This is a genomic window from Fictibacillus sp. UD, assembly GCF_043558025.1.
GTDB lineage: Bacteria > Bacillota > Bacilli > Bacillales > Fictibacillaceae > Fictibacillus.
In genome coordinates this window covers 59,546-73,849 of the sequence record NZ_JARUHH010000002.1, presented here as the reverse complement: position 1 = coordinate 73,849, position 14,304 = coordinate 59,546, and the positions used below count along the sequence as shown (strand labels likewise).

The 14,304-nt window shown below is 39.2% G+C and carries 12 protein-coding genes; 10 read left to right on the top strand and 2 right to left on the bottom strand.

Features of this window, described 5'->3' with window-relative positions; genetic code table 11:
- Positions 1–146 precede the first annotated feature (146 nt).
- The 5 genes from gnd (at position 147) to P8610_RS03860 (ending at position 6,050) form a co-directional block, all read left to right on the top strand.
- Entirely contained in the window at positions 147–1,043 is an 897-nt protein-coding gene (gnd, locus tag P8610_RS03880; protein WP_066236997.1) for a phosphogluconate dehydrogenase (NAD(+)-dependent, decarboxylating), read from the top strand.
- A gap of 111 nt (positions 1,044–1,154) precedes the next feature.
- The gene (locus P8610_RS03875; protein WP_289496069.1) at positions 1,155–1,673 is read left to right on the top strand and encodes an acyl-CoA thioesterase; all 519 of its coding nucleotides are present in this window, start codon (positions 1,155–1,157) and stop codon (positions 1,671–1,673) included.
- A gap of 383 nt (positions 1,674–2,056) precedes the next feature.
- Complete coding sequence (locus tag P8610_RS03870; protein ID WP_394603157.1) at positions 2,057–3,703, top strand: spore germination protein; 1,647 nt, start codon at positions 2,057–2,059, stop codon at positions 3,701–3,703.
- A complete protein-coding gene (locus P8610_RS03865) occupies positions 3,700–4,920 on the top strand; it encodes a Ger(x)C family spore germination protein (RefSeq protein ID WP_394603156.1) in 1,221 nt (406 codons plus the stop codon). The genes P8610_RS03870 and P8610_RS03865 overlap by 4 nt, the downstream gene beginning before the upstream one ends.
- The gene (locus P8610_RS03860) at positions 4,917–6,050 is read left to right on the top strand and encodes a GerAB/ArcD/ProY family transporter (RefSeq protein WP_394603155.1); all 1,134 of its coding nucleotides are present in this window, start codon (positions 4,917–4,919) and stop codon (positions 6,048–6,050) included. Before P8610_RS03865 ends, P8610_RS03860 begins: the two co-directional genes overlap by 4 nt.
- Here P8610_RS03860 and P8610_RS03855 read toward each other — a convergent pair.
- The gene (locus tag P8610_RS03855) at positions 6,010–6,240 is read right to left on the bottom strand and encodes a hypothetical protein (RefSeq protein WP_394603154.1); all 231 of its coding nucleotides are present in this window, start codon (positions 6,238–6,240) and stop codon (positions 6,010–6,012) included. The two genes, P8610_RS03860 and P8610_RS03855, sit on opposite strands and share 41 nt — an antisense overlap.
- Before the next feature lie 72 nt (positions 6,241–6,312).
- Between P8610_RS03855 and P8610_RS03850 the strand changes: the two genes are divergently transcribed.
- Both P8610_RS03850 and P8610_RS03845 read left to right on the top strand, forming a co-directional pair.
- A complete protein-coding gene (locus tag P8610_RS03850; RefSeq protein ID WP_394603153.1) occupies positions 6,313–6,951 on the top strand; it encodes an SOS response-associated peptidase in 639 nt (212 codons plus the stop codon).
- A 215-nt stretch (positions 6,952–7,166) separates the two neighbouring features.
- Entirely contained in the window at positions 7,167–9,593 is a 2,427-nt protein-coding gene (locus P8610_RS03845; RefSeq protein WP_394603152.1) for a DUF6359 domain-containing protein, read from the top strand.
- 235 nt (positions 9,594–9,828) lie between these two features.
- Here the strand turns inward: P8610_RS03845 and P8610_RS03840 are convergent, their stop codons facing one another.
- Positions 9,829–10,032, bottom strand: a complete 204-nt coding sequence (locus P8610_RS03840) for an alpha/beta-type small acid-soluble spore protein (protein ID WP_289496060.1) — start codon at positions 10,030–10,032, stop codon at positions 9,829–9,831.
- 336 nt (positions 10,033–10,368) lie between these two features.
- Here P8610_RS03840 and P8610_RS03835 point away from each other — a divergent pair, with 336 nt between their 5' ends.
- From P8610_RS03835 to P8610_RS03825, 3 genes are all read left to right on the top strand, one after another.
- Positions 10,369–11,307, top strand: a complete 939-nt coding sequence (locus P8610_RS03835) for an EamA family transporter (RefSeq protein WP_394603151.1) — start codon at positions 10,369–10,371, stop codon at positions 11,305–11,307.
- A 73-nt stretch (positions 11,308–11,380) separates the two neighbouring features.
- Positions 11,381–12,157: a Cof-type HAD-IIB family hydrolase gene (locus P8610_RS03830; RefSeq protein WP_394603150.1), complete on the top strand. Its 777-nt coding sequence runs from the start codon at positions 11,381–11,383 to the stop codon at positions 12,155–12,157.
- A gap of 289 nt (positions 12,158–12,446) precedes the next feature.
- A complete protein-coding gene (locus P8610_RS03825; RefSeq protein WP_394603149.1) occupies positions 12,447–14,048 on the top strand; it encodes an SH3 domain-containing protein in 1,602 nt (533 codons plus the stop codon).
- Positions 14,049–14,304 lie beyond the last annotated feature (256 nt).

Sequence of the window (14,304 nt, the reverse complement as noted above, 5' to 3'; positions counted from 1 at the left end):
TAAGTTAAAAACTGAACTGAAATAATTGTTTTTTTGTTCATTTTTAGATAAGGTAATAGTCAGTGTAACAAGTAGAGGTTAAGAGCCTTTATTTTGTGGAATAATACAAAACAGATATAAATACATAAAATGGAGTGATATGAGCAATGGAAATCGGTTTAATAGGCCTTGGTAAAATGGGCTTTAATATGGCGCTAAACATGAATGACAAAGGATATACAGTTTTCGCTACAGATGTTAACAAAGACACAGTTAAAGAGATCTCTGAACAAGGCGTTAAAGGCGTACAATCAGTAGAAGAGCTAGCAAATTCATTCTCAGGAAGAAAAGCAGTAATTCTTTTAGTACCAGCTGGTGAAATTGTTGATGGAGTTATCAATGAACTGAAACCGCATCTAACAGAAGGCGATATTATCGTAGATGCTGGTAACTCTATGTACAAGCATACACTTCGCCGCTACGAAGAGCTTAAAGCTTCAGGCATTCACTTTGTAGATGTAGGTACGAGCGGCGGTACAGACGGTGCTCGCTACGGTCTTTGTGCGATGATGGGTGGAGATGATGATGCAGTAAATTACCTTGCTCCTCTATACGAAAAGATTTGTGTGGAAAAAGGATTCCTAATCACAGGCCGTGCTGGATCTGGTCACTTCTTGAAGATGGTTCATAACGGAATTGAGTACGGTATGATGCAAGCGATCGGTGAAGGATTCGAGATTCTTGATAAAAGTGATTTCGATTATGACTATGAGGCTGTTTCAAGAGTATGGAACAACGGATCCGTTATCCGTAGCTGGCTGATTGAACTTATGGAAAATGCATTCAGCAAACAGCCTAAACTTGAAGATATCCGCGGTGTAATGAACTCTTCAGGAGAAGGAATCTGGACCGTTGAAGCAGCACTTGATTACCAAGCGTCAGCACCAGTTATCGCACTATCCCAATTCATGCGTTTCCGTTCTTTAGAAGACGATACGTTCCACGGAAAAGTAGTTGCGGCACTTCGTAACGAATTTGGCGGACACGCAGTAGTGAAAAAATAATAGCTGGCTCATTAAGACCTCTTTGCTTGCATTCCTAAGCGGAGGTCTTTCATTATTTTATTGTGTTCCAACATATACTAGAAAAAAGAGATACGGATAGGAGCTATCATTATGGAACAAAAGTATGTTCGAGAATCTCGAACCGTAAAATCGTCTGTCGTGCTTCCACCGGATACAAATAATCATGGAACGCTGTTTGGCGGGAAACTGATGGCATACATTGATGATGTCGCAGCCATTTCAGCTATTCGTCATGCTCGGAAAAATGTCGTGACCGCATCAACTGATTCTGTTGACTTTTTACAGCCGATTAAAGAGGGGCATTCCGTTTGTTTGGAGTCGTTTGTGACGTGGACAAAAACCACCTCAATGGAAGTGTTCGTTAAGGTAATTGCAGAAAATTTATTGTCTGGTGAACGCAAAGTATGTGCGGTATCCTTCTTAACATTTGTTGCATTAGATGAGGAAGGAAAGCCATCACCCGTGCCAAAAGCAATCCCGGAAACACCAGAAGAAAAATGGCTTAACGAACATGCTCCTGAACGTGCAGTTGCAAGAAAAAAAAGGCGTGAAGAAAGCAAAAAATTAGCAAAAGAGTTTGGTGTCAAAAAGCCTTGGGATCCGATGTGAGTATAAAGATTTATTTTTAAAAAATTACAGATGTTAAGATTCGCATTTTGAAAATAAGATGCTATAATAAATATAACCTTTTTCCAGCCAGGGATACAGAACCCTGGCAATTAAACTGTTATTTGTTAGAGCTCCAAATCGTTTTGATCGATGAAAACGATTTTGGGGCTTTTTTGCATTTTTTTAGAAAGTATAAGCACGTGGATTTTCGACGTTGCAGCCAGTTCGAGCCATTCATCCAAGCACAACTATTACTTACGCGAAAGGACTAGACGTCAGCCAAGTTTCCTTATGTTTATTACATAACCATTGGGAGTTCCGTAAATGCTATGAAAAGAATGGTAAAAAGGCGGTTGGTTATGCGGAACAGAAGAAAACGCCCAATGATTAAAACATATAAGAAATTATCAGATATGATTGCTGAAAAAAAGCTTGGCGAAGCATCTTCTCTCCAATCAAAAACTAGTTCAGAAGGAATTCAGCCCCAGGACCAAAAACAAGAATTAAAAGAAGGAAAGCTGAGTCCGATCTTACACGTTACGGTTGACAGCGTAAAAAGGCGTCTGGGTAACCCGATGGATTTAATCGTAAGAGAGTTTGAGTTTGAACTCGAACGAAAAATTACAGCTACTCTCTTGTTCTTAGAAGAGATGAATGACTCTCAGCTCTTAAACGAATTTATACTAGCTCCTTTAATGTCCTTAACTTCTGAAAAGCAATCCTCTCCAGTACCCGTTGGTCATGCACTGCACTATATCAAACAAAATGCGGTTGCACTAGGAAGAGTTTTGGATGTAGAGACAGAAGAGGAAATATTGGACGCACTTCTTTCTGGTTTAAGTGTTCTTTTAGTAGAAGGAAATACAAAAGGTCTCAAGATGGGCACGAACGGCGGCCAGGTAAGAGGGATTGAAGAGCCTACATCAGAGGTTGTGATTCGCGGGCCCAAAGATTCGTTTACGGAATCTCTAAAAACAAACATTTCTTTAATCAGAAGAAGAGTCCGATCCCCAGATTTAAGGGTGGATAAATACAGAATCGGTGATGTGACACATACGGATGTAGCGATAGTTTATTTGGATAACATCGTGAACCCAAAGTTAATTAAAGAGATAAAAGAAAGAATTAAAGAGGTAAAAACAGATGGATTGCTAGAATCTGGCCAGCTGGAAGAATTCATACAAGACGAGACCGTGACCGTCTTTCCTCAGTTTATGAATACGGAAAGACCTGATGTGGTCATCGGTAATCTACTTGAAGGCCGTGTAGGAATCATGGTGAATGGGACACCATTTTCATTAATAGCACCCACTCAATTCATTCAATTCTTTCAGTCATCCGAAGACTATTACATGAGATATGACATCAGTACCTTTCTGCGTTTATTAAGATTTTTGGTATTCATCATTTCGCTGATCGCACCATCTATCTACATTGCGCTGACAACATTCCATCAAGCGATGATTCCGTCCACCCTTCTTTTTGGTATTGCTGCTCAGCGTGAAGGTGTACCGTTTCCAGCGATCGCAGAGGCATTAGTCATGGAAATCACGTTTGAAATATTGCGTGAGGCTGGAATTAGGATGCCGCGTGCTGTTGGTGTAGCTGTATCAATTGTAGGAGCTCTCGTTTTAGGACAAGCAGCCGTGCAGGCAGGGCTTGTGTCCCCTGCAATGGTAATTGTAGTAGGAATTACTGCAGTGGCCAGTTTTGCCATTCCTTCCTTTGCAGTTGCAACTTCTGCCAGGTTATTGCGATTTCCATTAATGATTATTTCATCTGTATTTGGTTTTTATGGACTTACACTTGCTTTAATCGTTATTATCGCTCATTTAACAAGCTTAAGATCTTTTGGTTATCCTTATTTAAGCCCGTTTGCACCCATACAAACAGAGGACCTTAAAGACAGCCTCTTTCGCTTTCCAGGTACAAAGCTGTTTAAACGGCCAGAAAAGCTGTCAAAGAAAAATCAAACACGTACCCAGACTTACCAAGTAAAGAAAAAAAGAGAAGAGGAGACAACAAGATGAATTATCTTAAATGCAGTCTTTCTCTAATAATCTGTCTTCTTTTTTTAACAGGGTGCTGGGACCAAAATGAGCTGGACGAACTCTCAATCGTTATGGGCATCGGAATTAATATTGATAAAAAAGGTGATCTCATCGTTTCGTATCAAGTAGTGAATCCTACAGAAGTAGCCCCTGGGATTACGGGAGCAGGAGGAGGGAAACAGCCTGTTTTTACGGTATATGAAGCAAAAGGCCGTAACTTGATGGAAGCAACAAGAAAAGCTTCAAAGCAAACTTCAAGACGCTTGTTTTTTGCGCATGCAAGGATGCTTGTGTTTAGCGAAAAACTAGCAAAAGACAGTATTTATCAAGCGCTGGATATGATCTCACGTGATCCCGAAGTACGGTCTACGATTCAAGTTCTGATAGCCAGAGGCACAACACCGTCAAAAATTCTGCGTACTTTTACTGCGATCGACAAAGTAACGTCTGACGAGGTAGCAACGATTCTTCAAATTTCAGAAAAAAACTGGGGAGAAAATTTGCAGCAAGATATTAACGAAGTACTTCAATCGATTATTAATGAAGGCGGAGAGCCTCTTATTAATGGAATTCGGCTAAACGGTGATAAAGAATTGGCGGTAACCGCACAAAACTATGAGGTGGGAGATCCGGCCCGAATTCAGTTATCAGGAATGGGAGTATTTAAGGACGGTAAGTTAAAGGGATGGATTGACGGTCCTGAAGCAAGAGGTATTCTCTGGGTTAGAGGGAAGCTTACCAGTTCTGCTATTACGGTCCCGTGTAAGGGGAATAAAGTGGGATATTCAATCGAGGTTGTACGCTCTAACACGGAGCTGTCAGCAAATACGAAAAGTAACGAACCTTCCATAAACATAACTGTTTATCCAGAAGCAAACATCGCTGAGGCGAATTGTGCAGTGAATCTAGAGAAGCCATCTGAGATACTTAAAATCGAGAAAAACTTTAACGCTGCTATCGAAAAAGAAATTAAGAAAACGATTGAAGCTGCCCAAAGCTTTAACAGCGATGTACTAGGGTTTGGAGAATTATTATATCGAGAAAATCCAAAGAAATGGCGTAATGTTTATAAAAAAGAGTACCGACGAATTTTTCCGGAGTTAAAAGTAAACGTACATGTTGACTCGCGTATAAGAAGATCTGGAATACGAACATCACCGTTTTTATTTGAAGAAAAGAAAGAGGATCCAAAATGAAAACGTATAAGATAGATATTCAGCAATATTTTATCATCATCGTTTTGTTTGAACTAGGCAGTGCCATCCTTGTAGGTCTCGGAATGGATGCAGGAAGAGATGCCTGGTTTGCCATCCTGCTCGGCATGCTGTGCGGGATGGTTCTCTTCTTAGGTTATTTCTTTTTGTACAATCAATTTCCAGAAATGTCATTAACGCAGTATCTTCAAGTCTTATTTGGAAAGCATGTAGGAAAAATATTTGGCTTCTGTTATTTGATGTATTTTATGTACTTGGCTTCAAGGGTACTGCGTGACTTTGGGAGTCTGCTATTATCTGCGGTGTTTGTCCAGACACCAATAATTGTTGTAAATACTTTAATGATTGCAACAATCGTTTACGTTTTGAAATTAGGCTTTGAGGTACTTGTAAGAACAGGGGAAATTATTTTTTCTCTTGTGGTCCTTCTAGGAGCTACATTGGCAATCCTTGTATTATCAGCAGATTTGATGGAGTACAATTACTTGCTTCCCTTTCTAGGAAAAGGTTTTATGCCTGTCTTAAAGGCCGCATTCCCTGTAACACCTACGTTTCCTTTTGGAGAAATGGTTGTTTTTACGATGCTGTTTCCATATTTGAAAACAACTAAGAAAAGCAAGGCATTAACGGTAGGCCTAGTGGCCATGGCGATAAGCGGAGTTATCTTAAGTGCGACAGTTGCGATGGACATTGCGATCCTCGGCGGACATGTTGCAACTCATGTCTATTTCCCGTTACTTGCAGCTGTAGCGAAAATCAATCTAGGAGAGTTTATTCAGAGGTTAGATGCATTGGTCGTGTTCACCTTAATTATTGGAGGATTTTTTAAGATATCCGTCTTTTTTTATGTAGCAGTTAAGGCCGCACAGGATGTATTTGATGTGAAGGATGAAAAAAAGCTAATCGGACCCATTGGAATCGTTCTCATTCTTTCTTCCATCATTATTGCAGCAAATTATGTGGAACATATTACAGAAGGGTTAAAAGTAGTCCCGCATTATATACATGTACCTTTTCAAGTTGTTTTACCAGCTCTTTTCATACTTGTTTTTTTGATGAGACGGAAGAAGCTTAAGCATTTTGCTTCTTCTCCATCCACTTCGACAAAATAAAGGTTAAGATTGGCAAAATAATAAGTATCACAACAAGGGTGTATTCCACTTTATCTACATAGCGAAAGAATGAAAAAATAGAAGTTCTGAGCACGTTGATCGGTGTCATGCCCATATACCAGTCGATGCTTAACGTTAATGAGATCATGCTGAAAAGCAGTATAATGTAAATGATTACAGGATTTTTCAAAAATATCGCCTCCTGTATTTAGTTTTCACTGGATTGCTTTCCTTATCCAATCATGAAATGAGGTGCTGGGTTTTGTGCGGTAGATATATGCTCTATTACGACAAAGATGTGATTATTGATGCTTTTAACTTAATGAATGAATTTGATTATGATGAACGCTACAATATTGCGCCTAGCCAAAATATCCTTACGATCGTAAAAGCAAGTAATGGCAACCGGGCAGGCTACATGAAATGGGGACTTGTGCCGAAATGGGCAGATGACCCGAAAATCGGGTATAAACTTATCAATGCTAGAAGTGAAACGGTTGATGAGAAACCAAGCTTTAAAGAATCTTTTTACAAAAGAAGATGCTTGATACCAGCAAGCGGGTTTTACGAATGGGTAAAAGAAGGAAATAAAAAACAGCCTTATCAGTTTTCATTAGTGCAAAAAAAGCCCTTTGCTTTTGCTGGTATATGGTCAAGGTGGGCTGGTGAGGTAGATGGAAAAGAAGAGGAAAGGATTACGTGTTCCATTCTAACTAAATCGTCCAATTCTTCTATGGAGAAATACCACCATCGTATGCCCGTTATTCTTGAGGCTGATGAAGGAGATGTGTGGCTAGATCGTTACACGGAAAAAGGTAAGTTGCTATCCATTTTGCATTATAATAATCCTGAGCTATTTGTCGAACAAGTTTCATCAGAATTAAATCTGAATACAAGATAAGCCGACTCTTTTCAATGGTTGACGATCCACGAGAGGATGTTGGCTATTTTTTTATAATGTAAGTGGTAAATCAGAACTAGTTTGTAAATTTATTGTAAGTCTTTCTAACTGTTTTAACATAAAACTAACATTAACCTCGACAGAATTGTGTTATATTTTTCATGAATTGACGAAGTTTTACATACTAAAAGTTAGGTAGGTGGACCGATGTGTTCATGAAAATGACGAAAAAATTCACAAATATAGGTATCATGTTAGCGATGGTACTTAGCATGATTTTACCACTGCAGCAAACCGCTTCGGCAGCTGACGTTCTTACGGTTGGTGAGGCGATTGCTAATCAGAAACAAACTGATCAGACTGTTGAGGGTTATATTGTTGGTACTGTAAAAGGTGGAAGTGGCACATCCATTTCTTATCAATTTACAGGTCCTTTTACACAAGAGACTAATTTAGTAATTGCAGATTCTCCTAATGAAACAGATAAGGCAAAGATTATGCCTGTTCAATTGCCCACAGCTTTAAGAACAGCGTTAAATCTTAAAAGTAACCCGGATAACCTGGGGAAAAAAGTTCAAATAACAGGTGACTTATTAGAATACTTCTCTGTACCTGGACATAAGAACGCTAAATATTTTACATTTGTAGACGGAACACCTACTGAACCACAAGTAGAAGATGTAACTTCTTCACTTACAGGGGTAATTGTTTCAAAAGGAACTAGTGTTTCTCTTTCAACTGCAACACCTGATGCAGCAATTTATTACACAGTAGATGGATCAAACCCAACTACAGATAGCACTCTTTTCACGGCACCAATTGTAATTAATGATGACGTAACAATCAAAGCGATTGCTGTAAAAGAAGGTCTTAAGAACAGCAGTATTGCTGAGTTTAAATATCAAGTAGCACTTTCAGGACTTCGCATTCATGATATCCAAGGTGCTGGTCACAATTCACCTGTTGCAGATAAAGCAGTTGAAGGTGTAGAAGGTATCGTAACAAAAGTAGTTGATGACAGAAATTTCTACATGCAAGATTTAGAACCAGATAACGATTCTAATACATCTGAAGGAATCCTTGTATATAAGCCAGATCATGGACAAACGGTAGGCAATGTCGTTTCTGTAAATGGCCAAGTTAAAGAATGGGTTTTAGAAGGTTACTCAGATAAATTGAAAACTGATCTAGCAATGACTGAAATTAATGCTCAAAACGGAAGTATCTCAATTTTAGAAGAACACCATGTACTTCCAAGTGCTTTAGTAATCGGAATGTTCGGCCTGCAACAGCCTACAAAAGTAATCGATAACGATAACTTCAAAGAATTTGATCCTCAAGAAGATGGCATCGACTTTTATGAAAGCCTAGAAGGTATGCTTGTAGAAATTAATAACCCTGCTGTGATTGCACCTCAAAAATATGGTGAACTCGTTGTTCTTCCAGATCGCGGAGAATACAGCAGACTTAATTCTGCTGGGGGATTAAACATTACTGAATTTGATTACAACCCTGAACGTATTTTCGTAGATATGGGTGATGAAGATTTCGTTGCTAAATCAGGTGACTATTTTGAAGGTGCTATTACTGGTGTTGTAAGCTATGGCTTTAGCAACTATAAAGTATTAACGGATGTGGAAGACCTTCCAGCGTTCGTTGAAGGTAATACAAAACCGGAAGTAACACGCATTCATGAAAAACATAAAGAGCTGACAATTGCGAGCTTCAACGTTGAGAATTTTACAGCAAATGAAAAGGGAACTTCAGATGAAAAAGTTAGCAGAATTGCAGACTCGATTGTTCACAACCTAAAGTCTCCTGATATTGTAGGACTTGTAGAGATGCAAGATGGGAATGGGTCTACAAATGATGGGACTACTGATGCAAAAGAAAGCGCTGACCGTTTAATTGCTGAAATTACGGCTCAAGGCGGACCTGAATATGTTTACACAGATATTGCACCTGAAAACAATCAAGACGGCGGACAGCCAGGCGGTAACATCCGTGTAGGATTCATCTACAATCCTGAACGCGTTTCACTTGCGGAAGGTACAAAAGGGACTTCAACAGAAGCTGTAGATTACAAAGACGGCAAACTAACTCTTAACCCAGGCCGCATTGATCCAATGAATCCTGCTTTTGAAGACAGCCGTAAGCCGGTAGCAGCACAATTCGATTTTAATGGAGAGAGTGTAATAGTTGTTGCGAACCACTTTAACTCTAAAGGCGGGGATCAACCGTTATTCGGTAAGAACCAGCCTCCATTCTTGGGAAGTGAAGAGCAGCGACTTCAAATCTCTAAAATCGTAAATGGATTTGTAAAAGACGTTAAAGAAGAAGATAAGAACGCAAAAGTAGTTCTTCTTGGGGACTTCAACGATTTTGAATTCACCAAATCACTTGAAATATTAAAAGGTGAAGAACTGACAAACATGATTGAGAAAGTACCGTTTAATGAGCGTTTCACATACTCTTATCAAGGTAACGCCCAAGTACTTGATCATATTTTAGTAACGAACAACATGGCTAAGAAAACTAAGGTAGATATCGTTCATATCAACTCACAGTTCATGGAAGAGCACGGACGTGCGAGCGACCATGATCCTGTTTTGATTCAAGTGAAGCTAGATAAAGTAAGATAAATATACAAGAAAGCTGGCTTGTAGGTTATGTGATTAGCACATAACTAAGCCAGCTTTCTCTATATTAAGGCTTATCGTTACAATTAAGCTGTTTTTAATTGAAAGCAGCTTGTTTATCGGTGTAAATTGCAGGCTAACTGGTGAACGTGTAAAAAGTTCACGTACCGTAAATATCCTAAAATATGAAAAGGGCTGACTCCTAAGAGTTCAGCCCACATATAAAGAATTCCTGTTATTAGCGACGGTATCCGCCACCTAGTTGCTGTTCTGCCATTTGGACAAGACGTTTAGTGATTTCACCACCAACAGATCCATTCGCACGGGATGTTGTGTCAGGTCCTAGTTGTACACCAAACTCAGAAGCGATTTCATACTTCATTTGATCCAAAGCTGCTTGTGCTCCAGCTACTGATAATTCATTAGAATTGTTACGTGCCATATGTATCACCTCCTTGTATTACTAGTTTGGATATCTTTTACAAAATTATGCGAGTGCAGAAAAATATTTTTATAGATGAGAGAAATAGTAGGTATTCGCATATTTTTTAATAAACCGACACAAAAACACTGCCATGCCGTATGATAAATCATCCCCCTATTTTTATTTTCGAGAAAAGCATTGAGCTGGATTCCAGTTCAGTGCTTTTCTTATGTAAAGGCTTTAAACTAGCGGATACATAAAAGATATAGGAATTGCTGAATTTCGTTTTATAATGAAGAAGGACTTTTATAGAAAAAAGAGAATATGCATGCACATAAGAGAGCGGGTGGTGTAATGGGAAATCAAGAAAATAAAGATTTTTCCCGATGGAAAGGAATAGGACTGGCATTAGCCGGTGCTTCGCTTTGGGGTTTCTCCGGTAACGCAGCAGAATGGATCTTCTCCCATTCAGCCGTAACAGCGACATGGCTAGTGTCTGTTCGAATGATGATGGCAGGTGCACTTCTTTTAATCCTTGTTTCACTTCATCATAATGTTTTTGAAGTTTGGAGAAACAAAAGAGACAGAATCGATTTGATTATTTTTTCATTAACAGGAATGTTAGGCGCTCAGCTTACGTTCTTTTTAAGTATCGAGGCAGGTAACGCACCGACAGCAACTCTTCTTCAATTTCTAGGGCCAGTGTTCATCACAATCTATTTTGCTTTAAAATTTTTAAAATGGCCAAAACGAAAAGAATGGATTGCCGTACTCATGGCACTTTCAGGAACCTTTTTGCTGTTAACAAACGGAAGTTTAGACGAGATCACGGTTTCCAAAGAAGCGATCTTCTGGGGTGTGTTGTCAGGGGTTTCCGTTGCTGTTTATACCGTTTATCCTGTTCGGCTGTTAAAGAGATACGCGTCTGCAACCATCGTAGGGTGGGCGATGCTATTGGGAGGATTGACTGTTTCAATTTTTACGCAGCCGTGGCAGGCAGGTTTTATTGATTGGTCATTGTCTTTATTTTGGATGCTTTCATTTGTTGTGGTATTCGGAACCCTTTTGCCGTTTTATCTATACTTAGACAGCTTAAAATACATTACTTCAACAGAGACGAGTTTGCTTGGAAGTGCAGAACCATTAGTGGCAACCATTGTTTCGGTCGTTTGGTTGGGAACGGCTTTTGGAAACTTTCAAACAGCAGGAGGCATGCTGATCATTCTAACCGTCTTCTTACTCTCCATGCCTGAAAAAGGAATATTGAAAATTGGCGGAACTGTTAATAAGTAAACGCATGATTTGACATTTATACGGAATCGTACCACTATTGTAGGGTAGAACTTACAACAGGAGACGATGCGAAATGAATGACAAAATAGTGTTTTTTGATATAGATGGAACGCTTGTTAACGATGAGAAGAAAATTCCTGACAGCACGAAAGAGAGTATCAGACAGCTAAAGAAGAATGGAGTGCATGTTGCCATTGCGACAGGCCGCGGACCATTTATGTTTGAACCAATTCGTGAAGAATTAGAAGTAGATTCATTTGTAAGTTTTAACGGATCTTACGTAGTATTTAAAGATGAAGTGATTCATAAAACGCCTCTATCAAGAGAATCGATACTAAAGATTGAAGCAGAAGCAGAACATGCGGGTCATCCACTTGTTTATTTGGATCATGAAAGAGCCACGAGTAATGCGGATAATCATGAGATTATTAAGAACTGTACGTTCAATCTAATGCCAAGCTATCCTGTTTATCATCCTGGTTTTTATAAAGAAAATGAAGTCTATCAAGTATTATTATTCTGCCAGGAACAACACGAACACGTATACCGTGACGGATACAAAGGAACGTTTGATTTTATCCGCTGGCACGAAAATGCATTAGATATCCTGCCAACAGGCGGTTCAAAAGCTAAAGGAATTGAGGCTTTCATGAAGCAAATGAACATGAAACCTGAGAATGTATATGCGTTTGGTGATGCGTTGAACGATATTGAGATGTTAACGGCAGCAGGAACCGGAATCGCGATGGGTAACGGTATGAAAGAAGCAAAAGAAGCAGCCGATTATGTTACAAAGTCAGTTGATGAGGACGGGATCTATCACGGATTGAAGCATTTTGGATTAATTTAAAACGATCTAGTATTTCTTGCTGTTTTTGAAAAAAGTTGATCTCCGTTACAGATACTCGCTTTCCGCGGGGCATTTTGTAGCAAGCATAATTTAAAGTTAAATTACCCTAGCCATTGGCTTAGGGTTTTTTGTTTGTCTGATTTTAAGGGAAAATGTTGAAAAAGTAATAAAAATAGGGAAATGTGGAAGGGATTTGCTTTGTTATAGCGAAAAAGGTTTATGAAAGTTAGAGGATTGACGATATAAGATTTACAGCAAGTAAAGAACGTTCTAACAGGAGTTGAAACGGGTGAAAGTAAATCAGAAGTTTTATCAGATATTTCTTATTGCGATCCTCATGATGGCTACGTATCACGTTAGTCCTGCATCTGCAGAAACGAAAACCGCTACAGTGAATGCGACAAGCTTAAATGTTCGCTCAGAACCTTCTACATCTGCCAAACAAATCGGCTCATTAAAAAAAGGTGCTGCTGTTAAGGTATTTAAGACTGAAAAAGGGTGGGCAAACATTGCGTTCAATGGTGGGAGAGCTTGGGTAAGTGCTGAGTTTTTGAACATAAGTAATGTTCCATCACGAAATACTCAATCTCAAAACGGAACAAGTTTATCAAAGAAAGCAAAAGTAACTGCGACTTCCTTATATGTTCGAAGTGGGGCTGGTACACAATATAAAGCGCTAGGTTCACTTAAAAACGGAACCATTGTCACCGTTGTTAAAGAAGAGGGTAAGTGGTCGAACATTACATATGGTTCTTTAAAAGGGTGGGTTAGTAACGCTTATCTGTTGATTCAATCAGGACAAGCACCAGCAGTTCAAAATCCAAAACCTGCAGATCCAAAACCAGTGAATACAGGAAAATCAGGAACGGTTACCGCTACATATTTAAATTTCCGTACCTCAGGAAATTTGAACGCTCCTATTATTGGTTCTTTAAAGAATGGCACAACTGTTCGAATCATATCCGAATCTGGCAGCTGGATGTCCATTCAAACATCTGACGGAAAAAAAGGATGGGTATCGAGTCAATATATATCAATTAATAGCGGAAGCTCACCGGTAGTATCGAGTCCAAAACCAAAACCACCAGCAGCACCTCCAGCATCTGTTTTGAAAAAGGTGGTTGTTATGGCGGATGGTGTGAATATCAGGCAAGGACCTTCAACGTCATATTTAATTGTTGGTAAAGTTAATCAAGGGGACGAATTTGCTTATATTCAATCTAAGAATGATTGGGTACAGTTAAAGCTGCCAAACGGTAATAGTGCCTGGGTTGCTGGATGGTTAGTAGCTGTTCAGCAAACATCCTCTTCTCCTAATCAAAATCCCGTACCTAAACCTTCCATTGGAGGATTAAAAGGAAAAAGGATTGTTATTGATCCCGGTCATGGCGGGTATGATCCTGGAGCTGTCGGAAAATCGTCTAAAACATTAGAAGCTGATCTTACACTGATGAGTGCGAGATTGTTAGCAACAGAGCTAAGCAAGGCAGGTGCCGTCGTAATACTGACACGCAGTGACAGCAGCTATATCTCATTAAACAAACGTGTAGAGATTAGCCATTATCATTTTGCAGATGCATTTGTAAGTTTGCATTATAATTCGGCTGCTGATAAATCAGCAACAGGCCTTTTAACCTTTTATTACGGCCAAAAAGATATTAAATTAGCAGACTCTGTTCACACAGGATTGCTTCAAGCGAACACAGGACTTAAAGGCGGAAATGTACGATTTGGAAATTTTCACGTTCTTCGTGAGAACAAACAGCCTGCCGTTTTGGTGGAATTAGGCTTTTTATCAAATCCATCCGACGAAATGACGATCAAGACCAATTCCTTTCAATCAAAAGCAGCTGCAGGAATTACGAGCGGACTGGCTAAATATTTTCAATAATGAAGCAGTGGCGGTGTTTTCAAAAGCGATGAACTTTTGAAATACCGCTTTTTTGCGGAAACCGATATACTGCTGTTATTAGTTGTTTTATTAGAGAGTACAAAAGTAGAATCTGTCCTTATGATGCGTACTGCTAATAATAATTTCACGTTAATCGTCATATATTCACGTTAATTAGATTAATTTCACGTTAGCTGTATTGGCGGTCTCTGCAACAAAAACACTTTACTGGATTTCCTACCCGCTTTTTACATAT

Bases quoted from the DNA above. Each gene is read 5' to 3' on its own strand.
- gnd (WP_066236997.1), top strand. From the start codon at position 147: ATGGAAATCGGTTTAATAGGCCTTGGTAAAATGGGCTTTAATATGGCG.
- P8610_RS03875 (WP_289496069.1), top strand. From the start codon at position 1,155: ATGGAACAAAAGTATGTTCGAGAATCTCGAACCGTAAAATCGTCTGTC.
- P8610_RS03870 (WP_394603157.1), top strand. From the start codon at position 2,057: ATGATTAAAACATATAAGAAATTATCAGATATGATTGCTGAAAAAAAG.
- P8610_RS03865 (WP_394603156.1), top strand. From the start codon at position 3,700: ATGAATTATCTTAAATGCAGTCTTTCTCTAATAATCTGTCTTCTTTTT.
- P8610_RS03860 (WP_394603155.1), top strand. From the start codon at position 4,917: ATGAAAACGTATAAGATAGATATTCAGCAATATTTTATCATCATCGTT.
- P8610_RS03845 (WP_394603152.1), top strand. From the start codon at position 7,167: ATGAAAATGACGAAAAAATTCACAAATATAGGTATCATGTTAGCGATG.
- P8610_RS03840 (WP_289496060.1), bottom strand. From the start codon at position 10,032: ATGGCACGTAACAATTCTAATGAATTATCAGTAGCTGGAGCACAAGCA.
- P8610_RS03835 (WP_394603151.1), top strand. From the start codon at position 10,369: ATGGGAAATCAAGAAAATAAAGATTTTTCCCGATGGAAAGGAATAGGA.
- P8610_RS03830 (WP_394603150.1), top strand. From the start codon at position 11,381: ATGAATGACAAAATAGTGTTTTTTGATATAGATGGAACGCTTGTTAAC.